23 protein-coding genes are annotated in these 22,377 nt (G+C 70.5%); 13 read left to right on the top strand and 10 right to left on the bottom strand.

Features of this window, described 5'->3' with window-relative positions; all coding sequences use genetic code 11:
- Positions 1–108 precede the first annotated feature (108 nt).
- The 8 genes from ABD331_RS54395 to ABD331_RS54360 all read left to right on the top strand — a co-directional run bounded on the left by ABD331_RS54395 (position 109) and on the right by ABD331_RS54360 (position 4,607).
- Positions 109–588: a hypothetical protein gene (locus tag ABD331_RS54395; protein ID WP_344494327.1), complete on the top strand. Its 480-nt coding sequence runs from the start codon at positions 109–111 to the stop codon at positions 586–588.
- Positions 589–645: 57 nt separating this feature from the next.
- Positions 646–771, top strand: coding sequence for a hypothetical protein (locus ABD331_RS54390; protein ID WP_344494325.1), 126 nt, complete (start codon positions 646–648; stop codon positions 769–771).
- The gene (locus tag ABD331_RS54385; RefSeq protein ID WP_344494323.1) at positions 768–1,928 is read left to right on the top strand and encodes a methyltransferase domain-containing protein; all 1,161 of its coding nucleotides are present in this window, start codon (positions 768–770) and stop codon (positions 1,926–1,928) included. The genes ABD331_RS54390 and ABD331_RS54385 overlap by 4 nt, the downstream gene beginning before the upstream one ends.
- A 117-nt stretch (positions 1,929–2,045) precedes the next feature.
- Entirely contained in the window at positions 2,046–2,378 is a 333-nt protein-coding gene (locus ABD331_RS54380; RefSeq protein WP_344494411.1) for a Scr1 family TA system antitoxin-like transcriptional regulator, read from the top strand.
- Between the two features lie 22 nt (positions 2,379–2,400).
- Entirely contained in the window at positions 2,401–2,604 is a 204-nt protein-coding gene (locus ABD331_RS54375) for a DUF397 domain-containing protein (protein WP_344494321.1), read from the top strand.
- Positions 2,605–2,794: 190 nt separating this feature from the next.
- Positions 2,795–3,019: a DUF397 domain-containing protein gene (locus tag ABD331_RS54370; protein ID WP_344494319.1), complete on the top strand. Its 225-nt coding sequence runs from the start codon at positions 2,795–2,797 to the stop codon at positions 3,017–3,019.
- Between the two features lie 299 nt (positions 3,020–3,318).
- Complete coding sequence (locus ABD331_RS54365; RefSeq protein WP_344494317.1) at positions 3,319–3,453, top strand: hypothetical protein; 135 nt, start codon at positions 3,319–3,321, stop codon at positions 3,451–3,453.
- Positions 3,453–4,607 (top strand): methyltransferase domain-containing protein, encoded by a 1,155-nt coding sequence (locus ABD331_RS54360; RefSeq protein ID WP_344494315.1) that lies wholly within the window; start codon positions 3,453–3,455, stop codon positions 4,605–4,607. Before ABD331_RS54365 ends, ABD331_RS54360 begins: the two co-directional genes overlap by 1 nt.
- 214 nt (positions 4,608–4,821) lie before the next feature.
- Here the strand turns inward: ABD331_RS54360 and purM are convergent, their stop codons facing one another.
- The 4 genes from purM to ABD331_RS54340 form a co-directional block, all read right to left on the bottom strand.
- Entirely contained in the window at positions 4,822–5,847 is a 1,026-nt protein-coding gene (gene purM, locus ABD331_RS54355) for a phosphoribosylformylglycinamidine cyclo-ligase (RefSeq protein WP_344494313.1), read from the bottom strand.
- 52 nt (positions 5,848–5,899) lie between these two features.
- Positions 5,900–7,336, bottom strand: coding sequence for an amidophosphoribosyltransferase (gene purF, locus ABD331_RS54350; RefSeq protein WP_344494311.1), 1,437 nt, complete (start codon positions 7,334–7,336; stop codon positions 5,900–5,902).
- Between the two features lie 51 nt (positions 7,337–7,387).
- Positions 7,388–8,131 (bottom strand): SDR family NAD(P)-dependent oxidoreductase, encoded by a 744-nt coding sequence (locus tag ABD331_RS54345; protein ID WP_344494309.1) that lies wholly within the window; start codon positions 8,129–8,131, stop codon positions 7,388–7,390.
- Between the two features lie 82 nt (positions 8,132–8,213).
- Positions 8,214–8,636, bottom strand: coding sequence for a MarR family winged helix-turn-helix transcriptional regulator (locus ABD331_RS54340; RefSeq protein ID WP_344494307.1), 423 nt, complete (start codon positions 8,634–8,636; stop codon positions 8,214–8,216).
- A gap of 141 nt (positions 8,637–8,777) precedes the next feature.
- Between ABD331_RS54340 and ABD331_RS54335 the strand changes: the two genes are divergently transcribed.
- Positions 8,778–10,190 carry a hypothetical protein gene (locus ABD331_RS54335; RefSeq protein WP_344494304.1) on the top strand — a complete coding sequence of 471 codons (1,413 nt, stop codon included), beginning with the start codon at positions 8,778–8,780 and terminating at the stop codon, positions 10,188–10,190.
- Here the strand turns inward: ABD331_RS54335 and ABD331_RS54330 are convergent.
- Positions 10,187–10,609: a sterol carrier family protein gene (locus ABD331_RS54330; RefSeq protein ID WP_344494302.1), complete on the bottom strand. Its 423-nt coding sequence runs from the start codon at positions 10,607–10,609 to the stop codon at positions 10,187–10,189. The two genes, ABD331_RS54335 and ABD331_RS54330, sit on opposite strands and share 4 nt — an antisense overlap.
- Before the next feature lie 201 nt (positions 10,610–10,810).
- Here ABD331_RS54330 and ABD331_RS54325 point away from each other — a divergent pair, with 201 nt between their 5' ends.
- Positions 10,811–12,841 (top strand): PhoX family protein, encoded by a 2,031-nt coding sequence (locus ABD331_RS54325; protein WP_425566267.1) that lies wholly within the window; start codon positions 10,811–10,813, stop codon positions 12,839–12,841.
- A 34-nt stretch (positions 12,842–12,875) separates the two neighbouring features.
- A complete protein-coding gene (locus tag ABD331_RS54320; RefSeq protein ID WP_344494298.1) occupies positions 12,876–14,759 on the top strand; it encodes an ABC transporter ATP-binding protein in 1,884 nt (627 codons plus the stop codon).
- Here ABD331_RS54320 and ABD331_RS54315 read toward each other — a convergent pair.
- Positions 14,717–16,108, bottom strand: a complete 1,392-nt coding sequence (locus ABD331_RS54315; protein ID WP_344494296.1) for an MFS transporter — start codon at positions 16,106–16,108, stop codon at positions 14,717–14,719. The two genes, ABD331_RS54320 and ABD331_RS54315, sit on opposite strands and share 43 nt — an antisense overlap.
- Positions 16,109–16,204: 96 nt before the next feature.
- Here ABD331_RS54315 and ABD331_RS54310 point away from each other — a divergent pair, with 96 nt between their 5' ends.
- Entirely contained in the window at positions 16,205–16,849 is a 645-nt protein-coding gene (locus ABD331_RS54310; protein ID WP_344494409.1) for a TetR/AcrR family transcriptional regulator, read from the top strand.
- Between the two features lie 10 nt (positions 16,850–16,859).
- A complete protein-coding gene (locus tag ABD331_RS54305) occupies positions 16,860–17,609 on the top strand; it encodes a methylenetetrahydrofolate reductase (RefSeq protein ID WP_344494294.1) in 750 nt (249 codons plus the stop codon).
- On the opposite strand, the gene ABD331_RS54300 is transcribed toward ABD331_RS54305, so the two are convergent.
- From ABD331_RS54300 to ABD331_RS54285, 4 genes are all read right to left on the bottom strand, one after another.
- Positions 17,602–17,922, bottom strand: coding sequence for a type II toxin-antitoxin system PemK/MazF family toxin (locus ABD331_RS54300; protein ID WP_344494292.1), 321 nt, complete (start codon positions 17,920–17,922; stop codon positions 17,602–17,604). The genes ABD331_RS54305 and ABD331_RS54300 overlap by 8 nt on opposite strands.
- A gap of 150 nt (positions 17,923–18,072) precedes the next feature.
- On the bottom strand, positions 18,073–19,515 hold the full coding sequence (locus ABD331_RS54295) for an MFS transporter (RefSeq protein WP_344494290.1): 1,443 nt from the start codon (positions 19,513–19,515) through the stop codon (positions 18,073–18,075).
- A 45-nt stretch (positions 19,516–19,560) separates the two neighbouring features.
- Entirely contained in the window at positions 19,561–20,223 is a 663-nt protein-coding gene (locus ABD331_RS54290) for a Crp/Fnr family transcriptional regulator (RefSeq protein WP_344494288.1), read from the bottom strand.
- A gap of 33 nt (positions 20,224–20,256) precedes the next feature.
- Positions 20,257–22,278 carry an adenylate/guanylate cyclase domain-containing protein gene (locus tag ABD331_RS54285; protein WP_344494287.1) on the bottom strand — a complete coding sequence of 674 codons (2,022 nt, stop codon included), beginning with the start codon at positions 22,276–22,278 and terminating at the stop codon, positions 20,257–20,259.
- Positions 22,279–22,377: the final 99 nt, after the last annotated feature.

The raw sequence follows: 22,377 nt of genomic DNA, 5'->3' as shown, positions 1-22,377 counted from the left end.
GCTGGGGGATCCTTGTGCGGCGGCGATGATCTCGCCCGGGCAGCCGCCGTAGCGTCGCCGCGCGCAGGGACAGGCGCGGCGGCGCGGGCGGCATGGCGACAGGGGGTTGTGCCCCCCTTCCAAGCCTCGAACCGCACGCGCGGCGGCCGGCGGATCCCAGACCAGAACCTGTGGACCGGCGAGGTCGAGGACCACCACCCACTCGTCTCGTCGTTCGACCCCGAATCCGCGGTCCTCTTCCTGACATACGAGGATCCGCAGCCGGACGACTGGGAGCATGGCCTGTTGTGGCTACGTCATGGCCAGGGCCGGTCAGGGGCCCACAGGCGGAAGGACATCAACACGCCGCGCACGCGCGTCAAGAACTCGCCGCCCACCTGCCCTGACTACGTCCCGGAAGCGCTGGCGACATGCCCGCGCCTGATTGAGCACCTTCACAAGCGGCGCGGGCCAGCCCTCGCCCGGCCGGTACAGGTCGGCGGTAACCGCGTACGGCGTGGTGTCCGCCACGGTGACAAGCCGGGCCCGGCCTACTGGCGACGCTTCGCGCTCGGCAAGCAGCCCTGGCTGACCTTGGAGTACTGCTGAACCCCCTGGCAGCGCCGATGCTGCCGGGCTCTCACCACCGCACCAGAGGAGACACCAGTGCCCCGACACGAAGACCCCAACAGCCCCGAGGACAAGGAAGTCGACGGGACAGAAGGCGGCACCGGCAGCACCAACGACCAGCACCAGGAACCCCAGGGCGACCACGCCAAGGGCAAGAAGTGACCGCCACCCCAGAGCGTCTCGACCGGCTGACCGCCGCCCTCGACCCCGAGGGATCCGGAGACATCAGCCAGGCCGTCATCGACGCCGTGCGGGCCGTGCCCCGGCACCTGTTCATCCCCGCCGTCGGCCTGGTCGTCGAGGAGGGCGAGCCGTACCTGATCGACCGCGACAGTGACCCCGCCGCCTGGTGGGACACCGTCTACTCGCGCAGCATCATCGTCACCCAGCTCGACGACGGTGCGACCAGCCTCGACGTCCTGGCCGGCGACTCCACGTCCTCGGCGTCCGCGCCCAGCACGGTCGCCGACCTGCTCAACCATCTGCGGGCCGAGCCCGGCATGCGGGTGCTGGAGATTGGCACGGGCACCGGATACACTGCCGCGCTGCTGTCCCGGCTCGTCGGAGATCAAGGGGAGGTGACCTCCATCGAGGTGGATCCGGCCGTCGCCGAGCAGGCCGCCAAGAATCTCGCCGCGGCCGGGCTCACACCGCGGCTGCTCATCGGCGACGGGGCGCTCGGCTGCGCGGACGGGGCGCCGTACGACCGCGTCCATGTGACGTGCGGCGTGCGCGAGGTGCCGTACGCGTGGGTCGCGCAGACCCGGCCGGGCGGGGTGATCGTGCTGCCGTGGCATCCGGGCTACGGCACCAGCCACGCGCTACGGCTGGAGGTGCGCGAGGACGGGACCGCCGTCGGCCGGGTGATGGGGTTCGCCGGGTACATGATGCTGCGCTCCCAGCGACCCCGGCCGTGCCTGGGCCAAGCCCCGGGGGAGGAGCGGCGGCACTACCGGACCGCGCTCGACCCGAGAGCACTCGACCAGCTCGGTGCGGGTGCTGATCTGGCCATCGGCGCGCTGACCGGCCTGCGGTCGCACACCAGCGAGGGCACCGACGAGGACGGCGCGTACGTGCGCGTGTTCGTCGCCGACCCCGGCGACTCGCGTTCGTGGGCGGCGGCCACCTGGCGGCCGGGCAGCGTCACGTACGGTGTGCAGCAGGTGGGCCGGCGACCGGTGTGGGATGAGGTGCTGCGGGCGTACGCGCAGTGGGTGAGCTGGGGCGAGCCACACTGGCGGCGCTTCGGCATCAGCGTCGGACCGGAGGGGCAATCGGTATGGCTGGACACCCCGGAACGGATGCTGACCAGCTCCTGAGCACCGGACAAGCCCGGTTGTGGTTCCTCTCGACGGGGGTTCCGCCGCCGGGGCTGCGGCTGGGTGCTCCGCGCCCGGATCCCGCACAGGTTGAGGAGCGTGTAGCGGCGTCAGGAGATCCTGACCTCCCCAGACGCCCCCATGGTGTGGGCCGTGCTGGACGAGACCATCCTCTATCGCCTCGTAGGAAGCGAGGATGTCGCCCGCGCCCAGCTCACGCACCTTGCGGGGCTGGGGGACACCGAGAACGTGTTCATTCAGATCCTCCCGCTGGCCGCCATGTTGACCACAGGGCTCCTCGGAGGCTTCACCATCGCCCACTCACCCGAGCGGCCGGACGCCGCCTTCGTGGACGGACCCGTGAATGGGAAAATGTGGGACACCCGAGCAGAAGTGGAGACTCCCAGGCTCAGGTTTCAGAAGTGCCGAGGAGGCGCTCCCCGCAGATGATCATGGAGAGGCTGGCGGCGCAATGGACAAAGCAGTGAGCGAGGACGGGTATCGAACGTCCTCGTTCTCCGGGGACAACGGAGACTGCGTGGCGTTCAAGGACCTTGGCAATGGCTACGTTGCGATCAAGGACACCAAGGACCCCGCAGCGCCTCCCCACATGTACTCCTACAGTGAGTGGCGGGCATTCATCAAGGGAGTGCAGAACATGGAGTTCGAGGTCTAGATTCCTGAAGAGGGACCCGTCCGAGCCTGTGGCGGGCCCTTTTTTGTGCCGTATTTACGGCTGTCTAAGACCCTCCCGATCTTGAGGTGTTCACGGTCGTATCGGTGATTCTGGAGCGGTATGACAAACTACGAACAGAGGCTTACCGCGCAGGTGAGTCACTCGAGCGGATCGAGGACGCGGCAAAGCAATGGAGCCCAGAGACCTGACCCCGACAGACCTCTCCGGGGCAGTGTGGAAGAAGAGTTCCCACAGCGGTAACAACGGCGGGAATTGTGTCGAGGTGGCCACGAACCTTCCCGGGGTCGTCGCTGTCCGCGACAGCAAGGACCGCACTGGTCCTGCACTCGTCTTCACTTCGAGTGAGTGGAGAGCATTCCTCGGTGGTGTCAAGGACGGCGAGTTCGACAGCTAGTTCAGGAAGCGGGCCAGGGCCGGACGTGCAGAGGCGTCATCGACCACCTGACCTACGCCATGCTCTAGCCACCGCCATGACGATGTCGGTAAGTCATTGAGCACATGACCTGTGTCATCCCAGAACGGGTTGGTGGCCACGGCTACTGGAGTGTGTCCTATTCGGCCGGATGTGAATGACACTGTGCAACCGATCGGAAGCATATAGTCGGCGACAGGCATGTGTGGCGGCCGCCCTCTGATCGCTCGCCGCCGAAGCCCGTGACTCACCCCCGCAGCCGTCACGACAAGGAAGACAGTATGAGTAAGGGTAAGCACGAAGACCCGAACAGCCCGAAGGTCAAGCCGTTCGAGCCCGATCCGGCCGCGATCACTCCTGATGGCAACAAGGAGTCCACCGGAGAGCACGGCAAGAAGAACGGCGGCAAGAAGTAGTGGGTGACCCTGCATCCGAGGGGGTCGAACGCCTCGCCCAGTACGTGGAGGGGCTCGACGGCAACCCGGCCTGGGTCGTCAACGCCTTCCGCGCCGCTCCCCGGCATCTCTTCGTTCCCGATGTGGCGTTCGCCACTCCGGACGATGTCCCGGTGGTCATCGATCGGGACGCCGATCCGGGCACCTGGTGGGACACCGTCTACTCGAAAGAGCCGATCATCACCCAGCTCGACGACGGCGCGACCGACCTCCGCACCGCGGTGGGCGCTTACACGTCGTCCTCTTCGGCGCCGGCCACGGTCGCCGAGTTGCTGCGCGTGCTCGACCCGGAGCTGGGCGACGGTGTGCTGGAGATCGGCACCGGCACGGGGTGGACGGCGGCGCTGCTGTCCCATGTCGTCGGCGAGCACGGGCGGGTGACGTCCATCGAGGTGGACGCGTCGGTCGCCGAGCAGGCCGCGAAGAACCTCGGCGACGCGGGATTCCATCCGGTCCTGCTCGTCGGTGACGGCGCGGACGGCTACCCCCACTCCGCCCCCTACGACAGAGTGCACGTCACCTGCGGCATCAGGCGTGTGCCGTACGCGTGGGTGGAGCAATGCCGGCCAGGCGGGGTGATCGTGGCGCCGTTCTCTCCCGGCGTGGGCGAGGAGTTCGTGCTACGGCTGCGTGTCAGCCGGGACGGGACGGCGCTCGGCCGATTCCCCGGGTTCGCCTACTACATGCGGATGCGCTGCCAGCGGCCGATCAGCCACGTCCCGGACGACGGCACCGGCCGGTATGTTCCGACAGCGGTGCATCCCCGCACGATCGGGCTCGCACCGCCCGGTGCCGATCTGGCCATGTCGGCGTTGACGGGCCTGCACGCCCACGTGAGCCGGGAAGAGGATCGGTTCGTGGTGTACGTGCGCGACCCCGACCATGCGGGCCGGTGGGCGGCGGCCACGCATCGGCGGGGCAGCCGCGACCACGAGGTGTACCAGATGGGCGATCGGCCCCTGTGGGAGGAGCTGCTGGACGCCTACTTCCGGTGGGTGTCGTGGGGCGAACCCGGCCCCGAACGGTTCGGGATGACCGTCACCTCCGGGGGTGAGCAGTTGATCTGGCTCGACACGCCGGAGCGGGTGCTGAGGTATGACCTGCCCGGGCAATGACCGGACGGCCACCCGCCTACGCCTGGCCGTCCGCGCCATCCGCAAGAAGCAGCAGACGATCCGTCGGCTGGGCGACTTCTGTGCGAGGTGATCAAGGGGCAGGCGAGCGTCAGCGAGCGGGCTTGTCGGGGGTTCGAAAGGGGGCAGCGCCCCCCTTGGGAGGCGCTGCCTGAAATCCCTTGCGCGCAGCGCCCCCCATGGAAGCCCATGCAGTTCAGCGGTACCGGGCCTGTCCGCTGCCCGGCACGACCTCACCCATCACCCACGCGTCCACACCCCGCCCGGCCAGCAGCCGGACCGCCGCGTCGGCCGCGTCGGCGGGCAGCACGGCTGCCATGCCGACGCCGAGGTTGAACGTCCGGTCCATGTCGCGCTGCGCCACCTTCCCGTACGTCGAGAGCACCCCGAAGACGGCGGGCGGCGTCCACGACGAACGGTCCAGCAGCGCGTCGAGCCCCGGCGGCAGCGACCGCGAGAGGTTGCTCTCGATCCCGCCCCCGGTGATGTGCGCGTAGGCGTGCACCTCGACCGTCCTGGCCAGCTCCAGGCAGTGCAGCGAGTAGATGCGCGTCGGCTCCAGCAGTTCCTCGCCCAGCGGGCGCCCCAGCTCGGGCAGCACGGTGTCGAGCGACAGGTCGTTCTCCCGCAGCACGTGGCGGACCAGCGAGTAGCCGTTGGAGTGCACGCCGGAGGAGGCCATCGCCAGCACCACGTCACCGGCGGTCACCCGGTCGGGGCCGAGCATGGCGGACGCCTCCACGACGCCGGTGCCCGCCCCGGCCAGGTCGTACTCGTCGGCGCCCATCGCGCCCGGGTGCTCGGCCGTCTCGCCGCCCACCAGCGCGGCCCCGGCCAGGCGGCAGCCCTCGGCCACGCCGCCGACGATCTCGGCGATGCGCTCGGGCACCACCTTGCCGCAGGCGATGTAGTCGGTCATGAACAGCGGCTCGGCCCCGCACACCACCAGGTCGTCGAGGACCATGCCGACCAGGTCGATGCCGATGGTGTCGTGCTTGCCGTACCGCTGGGCGATCATGACCTTGGTGCCCACGCCGTCGGTCGAGCTGGCCAGCAGCGGGCGCTGGTACTTCAGCAGGGCCGAGGCGTCGAACAGGCCGGCGAAGCCGCTGGCGTCGTCGACCACCTCGGGCCGGCGCGAGCGCGCGACCTTGTCCTTCATCAGCTCGACGGCACGCTCGCCCGCCTCGATGTCGACCCCGGCGGCCTCGTACGTACTCACGAGGCCTCCTTGGTAGTGCTGCCGCGTCTGATGGTTCGTTCGCTACGCTCTCTCACGCTTTGCTCTCCAACACGAACTTGCCCACGTTGTCCTGGTCGATCGGGATCGGGTACTCGCCCGTGAAGCAGGCCCTGCAGAGCCGGTCGGCCGGGATCGTGGTGGCCTGGGTCAGGCCCTCCAGGGAGATGTAGCCGAGCGAGTCGGCGCCGAGCGAGGCGCGGATCTCCTCGACCGACAGCGAGCCCGCGATCAGCTCCGCCCTGGTGGCGAAGTCGATGCCGTAGAAGCACGGCCACTTGACGGGCGGCGAGGAGATGCGTACGTGCACCTCGCTCGCCCCCGCCTCGCGCAGCATCTTCACGATCGCCCGCTGGGTGTTGCCGCGCACGATCGAGTCGTCCACGACGACGAGGCGCTTGCCCTCCACGACCTCGCGCAGCGGGTTGAGCTTGAGCCGGATGCCGAGCTGCCGGATGGTCTGCGAGGGCTGGATGAACGTGCGGCCCACGTAGGAGTTCTTCACCAGGCCCTGGCCGTACGGGATGCCGCTCTCCTGGGCGTAACCCACGGCGGCGGGCGTGCCCGACTCGGGCGTGGGGATGACCAGGTCGGCCTCCACCGGGTGCTCGCGGGCCAGCACGCGGCCGACCTCGACCCTGGTGACCTGGACGCCGCGCCCGGCGATGGTGGTGTCGGGGCGGGCGAGGTAGACGTACTCGAACAGGCAGCCCTTCGGCTCGGCCAGCGCGAAGCGGCGGGACCTGACGCCCTGCTCGTCGATCGTGAGCAGCTCGCCGGGCTCGACCTCGCGGACGAACGTGGCGCCCACGATGTCGAGGGCGGCCGTCTCCGAGGCCACCACCCAGCCGCGCTCCAGGCGGCCCAGGACCAGCGGGCGGATGCCCTGCGGGTCGCGGGCCGCGTAGAGCGTCTTCTCGTCCATGAAGACCAGCGTGTAGGCGCCCTTGACCTGCGGGAGCAGCTCGGCGGCGGCGTCCTCGACCGAGCGGCTGCGGTCCTGCGCGAGCAGCGTGGTCAGGACCTCGGTGTCGGTGGTGGCGCGGATGGAGCCGGGCGCCAGGCGCTGGGCCAGCTCCGGGGTGTTGATCAGGTTGCCGTTGTGGGCCAGCGCCAGGCCGCCCACCTCGGTGGAGCTCAGCGTGGGCTGCGCGTTCTCCCACACACTGGATCCGGTCGTGGAGTAGCGGCAGTGCCCGATGGCCAGGTGGCCGCGCAGGGTGCTGAGCACCGACTCGTCGAAGACCTGGGCCACCAGGCCCATGTCCTTGTAGACGAGAATGCGGCTGCCTTCGCTGACCGCGATGCCCGCGGACTCCTGGCCGCGGTGCTGCAACGCGTACAGCCCGTAGTAGGTGAGTTTGGAAACTTCCTCGCCCGGAGCCCAGACGCCGAAGACACCGCAGGCGTCTTTAGGTGCGCGGTCGTGGGGGTCCAGGTCATGGCCGAGCCGGCCGTCGCCCTTCAGCACATGCCTCAGTTTAGGTTGGCCGCTTCCGTGCTCGCACACCCGGGTGTGAGATCAGAGGGCGTGGGCTGACCTGCCCGCATTCGAACCGTCCCGGATGATCTCTCCCGTGAGGTTGTGGTTGGCCGCCGAACCGAGGAAGACGATCAGTGCGGCCATGTCGTCGGCGGTGGAGAGCCTGCGGGTGGGCGTGCGGGCCGCGAGCCGGTCGAGGACCTCTTTCTGGAACGGACGGACGCCGGTGACGGTGAGGCCCGCGACGGCGACGTTCACCAGGATGCCGTCCCTGCCCGCCTCCCAGGCCAACGCCCTGGCCATGCCGTGCAGGGCCATCTTGGCGGTGCCGTACGGGCCTGGGCCGGGCACGCCCTCCTCCCCGATGCCGGAGGAGACGAGCACGATCCGGCCCCACTTCTTCTGCCGCATCCCGGGCAGCACCGCCCCGACGAGCAGGGCGTTGCCGACCACGTTGGCGTGCATCATGGCCGACCACTCGGCGGCCGGGACGTCCTCGAACGCCACGCTGCCCGGCTGGACGTTCCCCCAGCGGACGGCGTTCGCGACGAGCGCGTCCACGGGGCCCGCCTGCGCCACTGCGGGCGCGATGGTGGCGTGGTCCTCCAGGTCGAGGTGGACGGCCGCACCACGGACGCCCGTGGCCTGGACGCGCTCGACGACCTCGGCGGCGCGGTCGGCGCCCGTGTTGTAGGTGATCGTGACGTCCGCGCCCGTTCTGGCGTACGCGAGCGCGGTGGCGGCGCCGATGCCGGACGAGCCGCCGGTGACGAGTACGTGCATGGATATAGCCCTCTTCGGTTGGAGTTAGCCGACTAATTAGCCAGCTAACTGCAGAGGATGCCGACGTAACAAGGGTGTTTCGCTAGCAGTGAAAGCGGCCGTCGGGCGTGACACGCAGCAGCTTGGCGAGCAGCTCGCGCTCCTCGGGCGTGAAGCCGCGCTGCAGGTCCTCGTCGAGCTGGTTCCACACCTGCTGCACCGGCTCGCGCAGGGCCTTGCCCGTGTCGGTGAGGTACACACGGCCGATCCGGGGGCGGTCGGGGTCGGGGGCGCGATAGACGATGCCCGCGCGCTCCAGGCGCTGGAGGGTCTTCGTGACGGTCGGCGGCTCGACGCCCAGCCTGGCGATCAGCTCGCCCTGCGTCAGGCCGTCCTCGCGCCAGAGCTGGTTGAGCAGCAGCTCCTGGCCCACGTGCAGGCCCAGCGGGACCAGCGCGGCGGCGAGCTGGTTGCGGTGGGCCTTCATGAGCTTGATGAGCGCGTACGTCAGGGTCTCGTCCAGCATGCACTCATCTTGCCTCCCGCCTGGTGCTTTGGCGCATGGTGACCCAAGGATGAGCGTCGTCTTACCGTGTCGCGTGGTTTAGCCGACGGCTTCCGCGAAAGGGTGAAGTATCCGGCATGCAGACCCTCGGGAGACGCAGACGTGACCACACCTGAGGACCCGAACGAGCCCCGCGAAGGGCAGCGACCGCACGGTGACCGGCCGCACGGTGATCGGCCGCAGGAGGACCAGCCGCCCAGTGACCGGCCGCACAGTGACCGGCCGTACGGTGACCGGCAGCAGGAGGGCCGGCCGGAGAGTGCGCCGCCCCAGCATGAGCCTGAGTGGTGGAGCGAGGGCACGCTGCCGGAGGACGAATGGCCGCCCGAGTCCCGCCCGTCCGAGCCGGGCCCGGCCGAGTCGCGTCCGTCCGGGGCGAGCGACTCCGGGGCGAGCCCGTACGAGCCGCGTCCGTACGAGAGCGGGCCTACGGGTGGTGACCAGGAGCCTGAGGAGTGGTCATCCGGCGGCCCGCCCGGCGCGGGTCCCACCGGCGGCGCCGCTCCAGGAGGCAGCCCGGCCCCGGGCGTGACGCCCGACCACCCTCCGGCTCCGGAGCGGGAGCCCGGGCACGTGCCTGGGCAAGAGCCTGGGCGGGAGCCTGGCGAGGAGGAGCCGATCGCGCCCGTCCCGCCCGTGGTGCCGCGTCCCGACGTGCCGCCGACGCACGAGCCCAGGCCCGCCGGTGAGCCGTCCCATCCCGACCTGCCCACCTCGCCCGAGACCCCGCAGCCCACGGGAGGCGACGCGGAGGCCACCCAGGTGTACCCGATCCCCGGCGCCACCCCGTCCTACCCGGGCTGGGGCGGCCCGCCGCAGGAGGAGCCGCCCTCCCGGCCGGAACCGTCCCGCTACGAGCAGGGTGACCAGCCGGAGCAGGACCCGACGGTGCCGGGCACGACGCCCTCCAGCCCGTACGGCGGCCCGCCCGGCTACCCGCCACCCCCGCCTCCAGGCGCCCCCTACGGCTCCCCGGCAGGCGGATACGGCCAACCAGGCCAGCACAGCCAACCAGGCCAGCACAGCCAGCCCGGTCAGCAGAGTCAGCCCGGCCAGCCCGGTCAGGCCACGCCGCCCGGCCAGTACGGCCAACCCAGCCCCTACGGCCAGCCCAGCCCGTACGGAGAGCCAGGCCAGCCGGGCACCCACGGCCAGCCAGGCGGCCCCTACGGTCAGTACGGTCAGTACGGCCAGTACGAGCAGGACAGGCCAGGCAGCGGCCTCGCCACCGCCTCGCTGGTCCTCGGCGTAGCCAGCCCGTTCCTGGTCTTCGTCTGCTTCACCGGCCTGATCACCGCGATCCTGTCGATCGTCTTCGGCTGGGTGGCGCTGGCCAAGCACGCGGGCAAGGGCCGCGCCATCGCCGGCATCGCGATCAGCGTCCTGTCGCTGATCCTGTTCGCGATCGTGGCCATCTGGTTCTGGAACGTGGTCCAGGAGTGCGCCCACCTGCCGGGTCAGCTCGCGGACCGGTGCTTCGAGAGCAAGTTCCCCTGGATGAGCGGCACCCGCTAAAGCGGCAAATATTCTGACAAGTCGGCTCGGGAGCCGCTGGCCGAGATCGCGCCTCGGGCCATGGCCTCGTCCCAGGTCAACCGCCCGAGCGCGAGCTCGATCCAGGTCCGCCCATCCATCTCCACCACGTTCGGCGGCGTGCCCCGCGTGTGCCTGGGCCCCTCGATGGCCTGCACGGCCGCGTACGGCGGCACGCGCACCTCGACCGTCCTGCCGGGCGCCGCGCTCGCCAGCCTGTCCAGCAGGTGACGCACCGCCATCCTGGCGGCGTCGCGCTCGGGCCGCAGCCCCCGCTCGTAGGCGGCTAGCACGGCGGCCACCAGCGCGGCCGTCAGCGCGGAGGCGGGCCCGTCGTAAGGCGGTTCGTCGAGCGCGACGAGCTGGCCGTCGAGGGCGGCCCTCAGCTTTTCCTGATCCATCTTGCGTGGTGGCACCCTGACATTCTCTCCCGGGCAGCGTTCATCGAGACGGAGGTCGTCGTTCACCTGAGGTTTCGACGGCGACCGTAACCTCCCGGCGGTAGAACCGCGCACATATATGGAGGACCTGTGGCGAACCCTAACGCGGGGAGGCGGCTGCTGCCGCTGCTCTCGACCCCGCACAAAGGTGGCCGATCCGCGTTGACCTGTCAGTTCCGCTGCGGCAACGCGTGCGCGCATGACGTGGCCAACACGACTGACAACGCCTACTTCGGCGACGTGGTGAAGCAGGCGCTGTCGCGCCGTGGCGTGCTGCGCGCGGGCGCGCTGGGCGCGATCGTGGTGGGCACGGGCGTGGCGGGCGCCGTGCCGGCCCTGGCCGACGAGCCCGAGGCGGACGCCGCCAGGCACGGCGGCAGTGGCGGCGGCAGTGGCGGCGGCAGTGGCGGCGGCAGCGACATCCGCTTCACCGCCGTGCAGCCGAACAAGGATGACAAGCTGACCATCCCGGACGGCTACCAGTCCTCCGTGGTCGTGCGCTGGGGCGACCCGGTGCTGCCCGGCGCGCCGGAGTTCGACTTCGACAACCAGAGCGCCGACGCCCAGAACAAGCAGTTCGGCTACAACTGCGACTACGTGACGGTCTTCCCGATGGGCAGGGACCGCGCGCTGATGTGGGTCAACCACGAGTACACCGACGAGAGCCTGATGTTCCGCGGGTACACCGGCGGCGCGACGGCGACCGAGGAGCAGATCAGGATCGGCCTGGCCGCGCACGGCGGCTCGGTCGTGGAGATCGAGCGGGCCGGCCGGACGGGCGAGTGGAAGCTGGTCACCAAGGGCCGCCGCCGCTACAACCGGCGCATCACCGCGCAGACCAAGATGAAGTTCACCGGCCCCGCCGCGGGCAGCGACCTGCTGAAGACGGCCGCCGACCCGAGGGGCACCACGCCCGTCGGCATGCTGAACAACTGCTCGGGCGGCACCACCCCGTGGGGCACGGTGCTCACCACCGAGGAGAACTTCAACCAGTACTTCGTCAACGCCGACAAGGTCCCCGAGGCGCAGAAGCCGTACATCACGCGCTACTCGATCACCACCGGCACGCCGTCCTCCAGCCGCCGCTTCGACCGCGTCGAGGAGCGCTTCGACCTGGCCAAGCACCCGAACGAGGTCAACAGGTTCGGGTGGATCGTGGAGATCGACCCGTTCGACCCCGACTCCACGCCGATCAAGCACACGGCGCTCGGCCGCTTCGCGCACGAGGCCGCCACCACGACGCTGGCCCGCGACGGCCGCCTGGTCGTCTACATGGGTGACGACGGCCGTTTCGAGTACATCTACAAGTTCGTCTCCAAGGACCGCTACATCCCCGGCTTCGACCGGCACAACCGCGGCCTGCTGGACGAGGGCACCCTGTACGTGGCCAAGTTCACCGGCGACAGCCCGGCCGCCGAGCTGGACGGCACCGGCAAGCTGCCCTCCGACGGCCAGTTCGACGGCTACGGCGAGTGGAAGCCGCTGGTCTCGGGCGACAGGTCGTTCGTGGCCGGCATGACCGCCCAGGAGGTCCTGGTCTACACCCGTTCGGCCGCCGACAAGGTGGAAGGCGGCGCGACGAAGATGGACCGGCCCGAGGACATCGAGCGCAACCCGGTCACGGGAGGCGTCTACGTGGCGCTGACCAACAACACCAACCGCACCGCGGCCCAGGTGGACGAGGCCAACCCGCGCCCGTCCAACAAGCACGGCCACGTCCTGGAGATCGTGGAGCGGCGCGACGACGCGGGCGAGACGACGTTCGCCTGGTCGCTGCCGCTGGTCTGCGGCGACCCGAACGACGCCTCGACCTACTTCGCCGGCTTCGACAAGACCAAGGTCTCGCCGATCTCCTGCCCGGACAACGTGACGTTCGACAAGGACGGCAACCTCTGGATCTCCACCGACGGCAACGCGCTCGGCACGAACGACGGCCTGTTCGTGATGCCGGTCAGGGGCAGGGAGCGCGGCTACGTGCGCCAGTTCCTCACCGTGCCGGTGGGCGCCGAGACCTGCGGCCCGCTCGTCTCGGACGACCAGCGCAGCGTCTTCGTGGCGGTGCAGCACCCCGGTGAGACCGACGGCGCCAGCCCTGACGCCCCGAGCAGCCGCTGGCCCGACGGCGAGGGCAGCCAGCCGCGCCCGTCGGTGGCCGTGGTCTGGCACGCGGGCGGCAAGAAGGTCGGGGGTTGACCTCGACTTAACTTGAGGTCGTAGCGTCCATGTCATGAGCATGGAAGTGACGGCCTGGCACCAGCTTTATTCGATGAACGACCGGCCGGAGCGTCGTCCTGTGTCCAGGGCGACGCTCCGCCGCATCGGCGCCTTCGCGCGCCCGCACCGCCGCAAGCTGACGCTGTTCCTGCTGCTCAGCGTGGTGATGGCGGGCCTGGCGGTGGGGGCGCCGCTGCTGGCGGGCCGGGTGGTGGACGCCATCTTCGCCGGCGAGCCGATCGGCGTGGTCGTGGCGGTGGCGCTGGCGATCGCGGGCCTGGCGATCGCGGAGGCGGGGCTCGGCCTGCTGAACCGCTGGCTGTCGGCGGGCCTGGGCGAGGACCTGATCCTCGACCTGCGGACGGCCGTCTTCGACCACGTGCAGCGCATGCCGGTCGCGTTCTTCATGCGCACCCGCACCGGCGCGCTGGTCAGCCGGCTGAACAACGACGTGATCGGCGCGCAGCGGGCCTTCACCGACACGTTGTCCGGCGTGGCGGGCAACGTCGTGACGCTCCTGCTGACGCTCGTCGCGATGATCGGCATCTCCTGGCAGATCACGCTGCTGGCGCTGCTGCTCCTGCCCGTGTTCGTGCTGCCGGCGCGGCGGATGGGCACCAGGATCGCCCGGCTGCGGCGCGAGGCGGCCGACCACAACGCGGCCATGGGCACCCAGATGACCGAGCGGTTCTCCGCGCCGGGCGCGACGCTGGTCAAGCTGTTCGGCCGGCCCGCGCACGAGTCGGCCGAGTTCGCCGCCAGGGCCCGCCGGGTGCGCGACATCGGGGTGCGCTCGGCCATGACCCAGTCGGCCTTCGTCACCGCGCTCACGCTGGTCTCGGCGCTGGCGCTCGCCCTCGTCTACGGCCTCGGCGGCTTCTACGCCCTGGCAGGGCAGCTCGCCCCCGGCGCGGTCGTGGCCATGGCCATGCTGCTGACCCGCCTGTACGCGCCCCTGACCGCGCTGGCCAGCGCCCGCGTGGACGTGATGAGCGCGATCGTCAGCTTCGAGCGGGTCTTCGAGGTGCTCGACCTCAAGCCGCTCATCCAGGACAAGCCGGACGCCCGCGAGGTGCCGGAGGGCCCGGTGGCGGTCGAGTTCGACGACGTGCGCTTCGCCTACCCCGCGGCCGACAAGGTGTCGCTGGCCTCGCTGGAGGAGGTCGCCACGCTCGACACGCGCGGCGGCGTCGAGGTGCTGCACGGCCTCTCGTTCCGGGCCGAACCGGGGCAGATGGTGGCGCTGGTCGGCTCGTCGGGCGCGGGCAAGTCCACGATCGCGCAGCTCCTGCCCCGCCTGTACGACGTCGACTCCGGCGCCGTACGGCTGGGCGGCGTGGACGTCCGCGACCTGAGCGCCGACTCGATCCGCGACACGCTCGGCATGGTCACCCAGGACGGCCACCTCTTCCACGACACGATCCGCGCCAACCTCCTGCTGGCCAGACCGGAGGCGAGCGAGGAGGAGATCTGGGACGCGCTCACCCGCGCCCGGCTGGCCACCCTCATCAGGTCGCTGCCCGACGGCCTCGACACGATGGTGGGGGAGCGCGGCTACCGGCTGTCGGGCGGCGAGCGCCAGCGGCTGACGATCGCCCGCCTGCTGCTGGCCAGGCCCCGGGTGGTGATCCTGGACGAGGCCACCGCGGCCCTCGACTCCACCTCCGAGGCGGCCGTGCAGGCGGCGCTGGGCGAGGCGCTCGAAGGCAGGACCGCCGTGGTGATCGCGCACCGGCTCTCCACCGTCCGCGCCGCCGACCTGATCCTGGTGATCGAGGACGGCCGGATCGCCGAGCGCGGCACGCACGCCGAGCTGCTCGCCGCCGGGGGCCGCTACGAGGAGCTGTACCGCACTCAGTTCGAGGACCCGACGGCTTCCGGGGTGGCGGCGGCCTGAGGCTCCTCGGGGTCCGGCTGGGGGCGCAGCGAGTAGAGCGCGACCGGGATGGCCGCCAGTACCACGACGGCGGCGACGACCAGCGTGAACCGGTAGCCGTCGAGGAAGGCGGGCAGCGGCGGCAGGCCGCTCGCGTTCTGCCTGGCGGTCAGCAGCGCCCCCAGCACGGTGATGCCCAGCAGGCCGAAGACCTCGCGGGAGACGTTGAGCACGCCCGAGGCGACGCCTGAGCGCTCCTTGGGCATGCCGTTGAGCACGGCGGAGGTCAGGGGGACGAGCAGGCCGCCGCCGAGGCCGTACAGGATGAACCAGGGCGCCACGTCCGCGTAGTCGCCGTCGCCGCCGACGCGGGAGAGCAGGAGGATCGCGGAGCCCATCAGCGCCATCCCGAGCGCGACCGTGCGGCCGATCCCGAGCCGCGCGCTGACCTGCTGCGACAGGATCGCCATCACGCCCATGACGAGCGCCATCGGCACGAACAAGGCGCCGGCCTGGGTGGGGGAGAAGCCGAGCACGTTCTGCAGCCACAGGGCGCTGAAGAAGTAGATGCCGAACACCCCGAACGACCAGATGCCGCTGGTCAGCACGCCGCCGCTGAAGACGCGCGACCTGAACAGCGAGACCGCGATCATCGGCTCGGCGGCCCGCGTCTCGACCGCCAGGAAGCCCGCGACCGCCGCCGCGAACACGCAGAACGCGGCCAGGATCGGCGCCGAGGCCCAGCCGAGGCTCTCGCCCTCGATGAGCGCGAACGTCAGCGCGAACAGGGCCAGCGCCGACAGGGCCAGGCCAGGCAGGTCGAGGCTGCGGCGCACCCGCGTGAAGGCGGGCCGCACGGCCCACAGCGCCAGCCCGCCGGTGACCACCCCGATCGGCACGTTGATCAGGTAGATCCAGCCCCAGTGCAGGTTCTCGCTGATGAAGCCGCCCAGGGTTGGGCCGAGCGCCATGGACAGCGCGCCGGAGGCGCTCCAGATGCCCACCGCCCTGCCGCGCTCGGCGGGGTCGGGGAAGATCTGGCTGATCAACGACAGCGTGGTCGGGGTCAGCAGCGCGGCGCCGACGCCCTGCACGGCCCGCGCGGCGATCAGCATCCCGCCCGAGGTGGCCAGCCCGGCGGCCAGCGAGGCCAGCGTGAAGACGGCGAGCCCGCCGAGGAACACCCTGCGGGCGCCCAGCACGTCCGCGAGCCGCCCGCCGGCCAGCATGAGGCCGGCGAAGACCAGGATGTACGAGCTCACGATCCATTCCAGCCCGGAGATGGTCAGGCCCAGTTCCCGTTGGATCGTGGGCAATGCGACATTCCCCACGTTGTTATCCAGATAAGTCATGAATGTGCCCAAGGTCACAGCGACCAATGCCCACCAACGCACGGCAGTACCTCCTATACAGCGTACTTGTACGTCGTATAGTTAGCCTTGTACGCCGTATAGTTGTCAACCGTGATGGGAAAACTGACCGCACAGGCCATCGCCGAGCGGGCCCTGGAGATCGGCGACACCGAAGGCCTCGACGCCGTGACCATCCGCCGCCTGGCCACGGACCTCGGCGTGACCCCGATGGCGCTCTACTGGCACTACAAGAACAAGGAGCAACTGCTCGTCGGCATGGCCGACCACCTCATCGGCGGCTTCGCGCCCGAGCCCGCCGACGAGCGCCCCTGGCAGGCCCAGCTCCGCGACCTGACCGAGGGCCTGATCAGGGCGCTGCGCACGCACCCCTGCGCCAAGAACGTGCTGGAGCAGATCGACCCCGTCGCGGTGCCCAACTTCCTGGCCGTCTGGGACCTCGCGCTCGGCCTGGCCCGCACCGCCGGGTTCGGCGTGGACGAGAGCTGCCTGATCACCAAGTACCTGCTGCAGAGCGCCATCGCCATCGCCGACGCCCCGGTCCACGGGGTGGCGGAGCCCGGCAGGGCCGAGCGCGTCAGGGCCAAGCAGGTCGGGCTGCAGACGCTGCCCGTGGACAGGTACCCGCACCTGGTGGAGATGGCCGGGCCGCTGGTGGGCGGCACGGACCCGCTGCTGTACGACACCTTCGGCGTCGATCTCGTGCTGGGCGGCATAGAAGCGCTCGCGGCCGGACGTTAGAGTCGTGATCATGCCCTTCGAGCTGATCTGCGAGATCGAACCCCCGACCAAGCCCGATCTGAAGCACGTACGGCACCAGATCGGCACCATGAGCAAGATCGCCCACGGGTTCCTCATCCCCGACAACCACATCGGCCGCGCCACCGTCTCCAGCGTGGCCGTGGCGCACGAGGTCGAGGCCATGGGCGGGCGCGGCATCGCCTGTCTCAACTCGCGCGACCGCAACCTGCTCGGCTTCCGCCGCGACCTGCTGACGGCGGCGGCGTACGGGGTCGACCAGTTCCTGTTCGTCTACGGCGACAAGCCGACCAGCGGCAACAGGACCAGCGACCTGACCGTGCGCTCGATGATCGAGGAGGCGCGGAGCTTCTCGCCGGACTTCCGCGTGGGGGCCGCCGCCGGGCTGCGCCCGCTGCCCGCCTGGAAGCGCACGGCCGACTTCCTGTTCTCCCAGGTCAGCTTCTCGGTGGAGGAGCAGCTCCGGTGGCGCGAGGAGCACCCGGTCGAGGTGCCCGTCTACGCCGGCGTCATGGTGCTGGCCAGCGAGCGGCACGCCCGCACCCTGGCCGCCGCCATCCCGGACATCGCGCTGCCCGAGCAGCTCGTCGAGGCGGTGGCGGCCGACCGGATGGCGGGTGTGGAGGCGGCCTGCGAGCAGGTGCTGGCCCTGCGCGACACGGGCGCCTTCGCCGGCGTGCACCTCGTCCCGGTCGCCCGCTACCGCGACGTGGAGTCGCGCCTGGCCGCCGCTCTCAGATGAGGCCGAGCTTCAGCATGAGAGCGCGATCCAGCTCCGCGCTCTCATGTGCCTCGAGCGCGCCCTTGAAAGCGCCGAGTCTTGATGGAGCCACAGAGTAGATCTGATCCGTGAGCACTCGGGACTTGGTGCCATCGAGCTCGATCTCGGGCCGGTAGATGGCGGGCCCGGCGCTGGTGGAGGTCATGGCCACGGTGACGGTGCTGGTCGAGAACCGGTCCGACTGAACGATCACCGCACAGCGGCGCCCCTGCTGCTCATGTTCGCGAGCGCCTGGCAGGGCCTTGATCTCGTAGACGGCGCCTCGGAATATCACTCGGCGACGCCCATGAAGCGCTGGATGGCCAGCATCTCGGCCTGATCGTCGGGATCGTTGCGCAGGCGGCCCGCGTCCGCCGCGGCCTGTTCGAGCAGCAATTCCTTGTAGGTGCGAAGGATGGCGTAGCGAACCGCCTCGGAGCGGACACTATGAGCGCCGGGAGCGAGCCAGTGCCGCCAGAACCGCCCCGAGCAGCGCGACGCAGAACAGCACCGCGTACGCCCGCTGGAACCCGTCCATGAGCTGGCCCACCGCCACCGGTGACAGCGTGGACAGGGTCCCTGCGTACACCTGGGCCCGCACGCCCGGTCCCACCGAGGCGGTCAGCAGGCTCAGTGACAGGCCGACGCTGATCACGATGCCGACGTTCATCACCATGACGCGGAAGCCGTTGACCACGCCCAGGCTGCCGGGCGGCAGCGCCCGCATGACCTGCGTGGTGTTGCCCGTGAGGAACGTTCCGCTGCCGCAGCCCGCCACGAACAGGCTGACCCCGATCACCCAGTACGGCGTCGCGGGGTCGGCCGTCAGCATCAGGGTGCCGAGCCCGGCCGCGCTGAGCACCGCGCCGCCGATCGACAGCGCGTACGGCGACACCCTGCGCCCCAGCGCGCCCACGATGGGCGAGGCCAGCCCGATCCCGACCGGCACGGGCAGCACGCTCAGCCCCGCCGCGAACGCGTCCACACCCCTGGCGGCCTGGAAGTACAGCGCCACCACGAGGATCAGCGCGGAGCGGGCCAGCGCGTTGCAGAACGAGGCCAGGTTCGCGTAGGTCAGCAGCCGCCCGCCGAAGAGCCGCAGGTCCAGCACGGGGTTGGGGGCGCGCCGCTCGGCCAGCACGATCAGCGGCACCAGCACGACGAAAAGGCCGGCGCCGGCCAGCACCACGGGGCTGAACGGCCCGCTCGACCCCGCCGTGGACAGCGCCAGCAGCAGCGCCGACAGCGCCGCGAACACCAGCACGTTGCCCAGTGCGTCCACCGGCTCCTTCGGCTGCCTGGGCACCTTGCGTAAGATCGCCGCGCCCACACCCAGGGCCAGGAGCCCGGCGGGCACGTTCACCCAGAAGATCCACTGCCAGCCGGCCGCCTCGGCGATCAGGCCGCCGAGCGTCGGCCCGGCGAGCTGGGCCACCGACAGCGTGCCGATGTAGACGCCCATGCCCTGGCTGAGCCGCTCGGGCGGGAACGCGTCGGTGATGATCACGGTGCCGTTCGCGAGGATCATGGCGGCGCCGATCGCCTGTAAGACGCGCATCGCGATCAGGAACCACACGTCCGGCGACAGCCCGGCCAGCAACGAGGCCACGGTGAACAGCGCGAACCCCGTCAGGTACACCTCCCGCCTGCCGAGCAGGTCGGCCACGCGGCCGAAGAACACCAGGCTCGCCGTGTTGACCAGCAGGAACGACAGGAGGATCCAGTTCGACTCCAGCGCGTCCGCGTGGAAGTGCCGCACCACGGTGGGCAGCGCCACGTTCAGGGTGCTGCCGGCGATGCCGATGAGGACGAGGCCCAGGCTGGTGACCGCGCACACCCGCCAGGCGTAGCGCATTCGGGTGTCGTCTTGGGGGGTGACCGCGACCATGCCTCCACTATGACGTACGGCGTACGTCCGGTTTCGCCCCAGGGGTCACCTTGCTCGCTTGCGCAACCCTTCGAGGTCGTGGATGACCACGCGCCGCCTGCCCGTCTCGATCAGGCCACGGTCGCGCAGCGTGCGCAGCGCCTTGCTGACGGCCTCGCGGGAGGCGCCGGTCCAGCCGGCCAGCTCGTCCTGCGACAGGGGCAGCGCCACGCGCACGCCGCTGTTGGTCTTCTCGCCGTACCGGTCGGCCAGCTCCAGCAGCCGCGTCGCCACCCGGCCCGTGGTGTCGAACGCGCCGTACTCGATGCGCTTGCGGTCGGAGTCGCGCAGCTTGTTGCTGATGAGCTGCATGAGCAGGACGGCGATGCGCCCGTGGGTCTCCAGGAAGCTCGTGAAGTCACGCACCACGATGCCGGAGATCGGCTCCAGCGCCGTCACGGTGGTCGAACGGGGTGAGCCGTCGATCGCCGACAGCTCGCCGAGCAGCGCGCCGGGCCCGCGCACGGCCAGCACCACCTCGGTGCCGCCGCTCGTGTGGGAGGAGCACTTGACCCTGCCCTCCGTCAGCACGAGCACCCAGTCGGACGTGTCGCCCTCGGTCATGATGGTCGTGCCCCGGTCCCAGCGCCGCACCCGGCCGGCCGAGCGCAGCGCCTCGACCTCCTCGGGCGTGAGCATGGTCAGGAACTCGCCGGGCTCTGAATCCATGCGCCCGATTATGTCGGTACGCGCACCGTCCCACTATGTCATTTCGGTCAGAACGTACGCCGTGACGAGCTCCTCCTTGCCCTTGAGGTTGAGCGGTCCCAGCGGATTCACCTTCGCCCCGTCGCCCAGTTGCCGGTAAGTGGTATCCCCGATCACCACCGTGCCCGGCTCGGCCAGCGTCTGGAGCCTGGCGGCCACGTTCACGGCGTCGCCCATGGCGTTGAAGCCGCGCAGCTCGGGGCTGCCGATGTTGCCGACCAGCGCGGGCCCGGTGTTGACGCCCACCCGGAACGTCGGCCACTCGACCGTGTCGACCTTCCAGGCCATCTCCTCGGCGATCTCGGCGGCGGCCCGCTGCATCTGCAGCGCCGCCTTGCAGGCCTGCCGGGCGTGCCCGTCCTGCGTGGCGGGCGCGTTGAACAGGGCGAGCAGCGCGTCGCCGACGAACTGCACGATCGTGCCGCCGTTGTTCAGGATGCAGGGGACGGCGGCCGTGTGGTAGCGGTTCAGCATCTCGACGATCTCGCCGGGCGTCACCTTCTCCGAGAACGTGGTGAAGCCCTTGAGGTCGGCGAACAGCGCGGTGAGCTCCTTGAGCTGGCCGCCCAGCGCCGCCTGCGCGGGGTCGGCGAGCAGCGCGTTGGCCACGTCCGGCGACATGTACTGGTGGAAGAGCGTGTGCAGCTCCTGGTAGAGGCGGGCGTTCTCCAGCGAGATCGACAGTTGCCCGGCCAGCGTGGCGGCCAGCGCCTCGTCCTGGCTGGTGCGCCCGACCGGCACCTCCAGCACGCCCGCCAGGTTGCCCTTGACGGTCAGCGGGAAGGCCAGGAGCTGGTCGCGCCTGATCGGGTTGCCGTCGGTGAACGCGTAGTCGCGCGAGCCGATCTGCGTCCTCCCCTCCGAGACCAGGGCGATCTTCACGTCACCGTACGCCTGCCGCACCCGCTCCAGCGACACCGTCAGCAGCTCGTTCTCCGGCAGCCCGACCTTGGTCTGCGCGCTCACCGACACCAGCGCGGCCAGCCGCTCCGACAGCTCCCGCTCGTTGGCGAGCGCCTCGCCCGCCCGGTCGAGCACCGCCGCCTGGCCCTCGTTGAGCCGGAACTTGCCCGACAGCCGGGTCGCGGCCAGCGGCTCGCCCCTGCGCACGTGCTCGACCAGCTCCTCCAGCGCCTCGTCGTAGTCGCGCTGGATGCGCCGGACGGTCGCCGTCAGCGCCACCGAGTCGAACAGGCCCGCGCTCGACCCCTCCCGCCTGAACTGCAGGTACGCGCTGTAGGCGACGAACACGAAGGCCAGCGTGAGCAGGATGTGCCACTCCCACCAGGACAGGTGCCAGTTGAGCTGCGACATGCCCGCGATCATCGACTCGGCCAGCAGCGCGTACGCGGTGATCAGGCTGATCAGCATGGCCGCCGGCCGCTTGCGGTGCAGCAGGAACATCATCACGCTGGCCGCCCCGTACGCCAGCAGGCCGGGCACCGACGCCCACACCAGCCAGTCGATCGGCGAGACCATCGGCGGCTCGCTCAGCGGCGTCAGGCCGGGGATCAGCGACACGAGCCCCCAGAGCAGCAGGAACCCGAGCAGCGCCCCGCGGATGAAGTGCTGCGACCCCAGCACCGCGTTGGCGGCCCGCTCCCGCAGCGGCAGCGCCGAGGCGAGCGCGAACACCGAGGCGATCGAGAGCCCCACCTGCTGCCCGAGGTCGAACCCGACGGACCCGGTGGGCAGGATGACCTTCGGCGTGGCCAGGCCGTGCAGGAAGAAGAACCCGGCGCTGGTGAGGAAGACCATGGAGACCAGGAAGAGCCGGGCGTCCCGCCGGCGTCTGGAGGCCTCGCTGATGAGCACGCCGAGCACCACGTTGACGCCCGCGACCAGCACGATCAGCCAGAAGTGGCTGGCGTTGTGCTGCCAGAAGACGTTGATGTGCGGCTGGGCCAGCAGCAGCCAGAGGCCGAGCAGCGGCAGGATCAGGTGGATGGCCCAGACCACGCCGCGCACGGGCTGGGTGGCCGGGGGAAGGTACGGCGTGGGACCGGGCGTTGGCACAGACCCGATTATCCACGCGAGATCGCTGTCTCCAATGCGTCGTTTTACTCACCCGGGTCCACGACAATCCGTCAAACCGGTCAGTAACCCTCCGTTTCG

The organism is Nonomuraea monospora, from assembly GCF_039531895.1.
In the GTDB taxonomy this organism is placed as follows: domain Bacteria; phylum Actinomycetota; class Actinomycetes; order Streptosporangiales; family Streptosporangiaceae; genus Nonomuraea; species Nonomuraea monospora.
This window is presented reverse-complemented; position numbering and strand designations above follow the sequence as displayed.

What these genes read in the sequence shown, in the direction of transcription:
- ABD331_RS54375 (WP_344494321.1), top strand. Translation starts at nt 2,401, where the DNA reads ATGGACAAAGCAGTGAGCGAGGACGGGTATCGAACGTCCTCGTTCTCC.
- ABD331_RS54370 (WP_344494319.1), top strand. Translation starts at nt 2,795, where the DNA reads ATGGAGCCCAGAGACCTGACCCCGACAGACCTCTCCGGGGCAGTGTGG.
- ABD331_RS54365 (WP_344494317.1), top strand. Translation starts at nt 3,319, where the DNA reads ATGAGTAAGGGTAAGCACGAAGACCCGAACAGCCCGAAGGTCAAGCCG.
- ABD331_RS54345 (WP_344494309.1), bottom strand. Translation starts at nt 8,131, where the DNA reads ATGCACGTACTCGTCACCGGCGGCTCGTCCGGCATCGGCGCCGCCACC.
- ABD331_RS54340 (WP_344494307.1), bottom strand. Translation starts at nt 8,636, where the DNA reads ATGCTGGACGAGACCCTGACGTACGCGCTCATCAAGCTCATGAAGGCC.
- ABD331_RS54330 (WP_344494302.1), bottom strand. Translation starts at nt 10,609, where the DNA reads ATGGATCAGGAAAAGCTGAGGGCCGCCCTCGACGGCCAGCTCGTCGCG.
- ABD331_RS54320 (WP_344494298.1), top strand. Translation starts at nt 12,876, where the DNA reads ATGAGCATGGAAGTGACGGCCTGGCACCAGCTTTATTCGATGAACGAC.
- ABD331_RS54310 (WP_344494409.1), top strand. Translation starts at nt 16,205, where the DNA reads ATGGGAAAACTGACCGCACAGGCCATCGCCGAGCGGGCCCTGGAGATC.
- ABD331_RS54305 (WP_344494294.1), top strand. Translation starts at nt 16,860, where the DNA reads ATGCCCTTCGAGCTGATCTGCGAGATCGAACCCCCGACCAAGCCCGAT.
- ABD331_RS54295 (WP_344494290.1), bottom strand. Translation starts at nt 19,515, where the DNA reads ATGGTCGCGGTCACCCCCCAAGACGACACCCGAATGCGCTACGCCTGG.
- ABD331_RS54290 (WP_344494288.1), bottom strand. Translation starts at nt 20,223, where the DNA reads ATGGATTCAGAGCCCGGCGAGTTCCTGACCATGCTCACGCCCGAGGAG.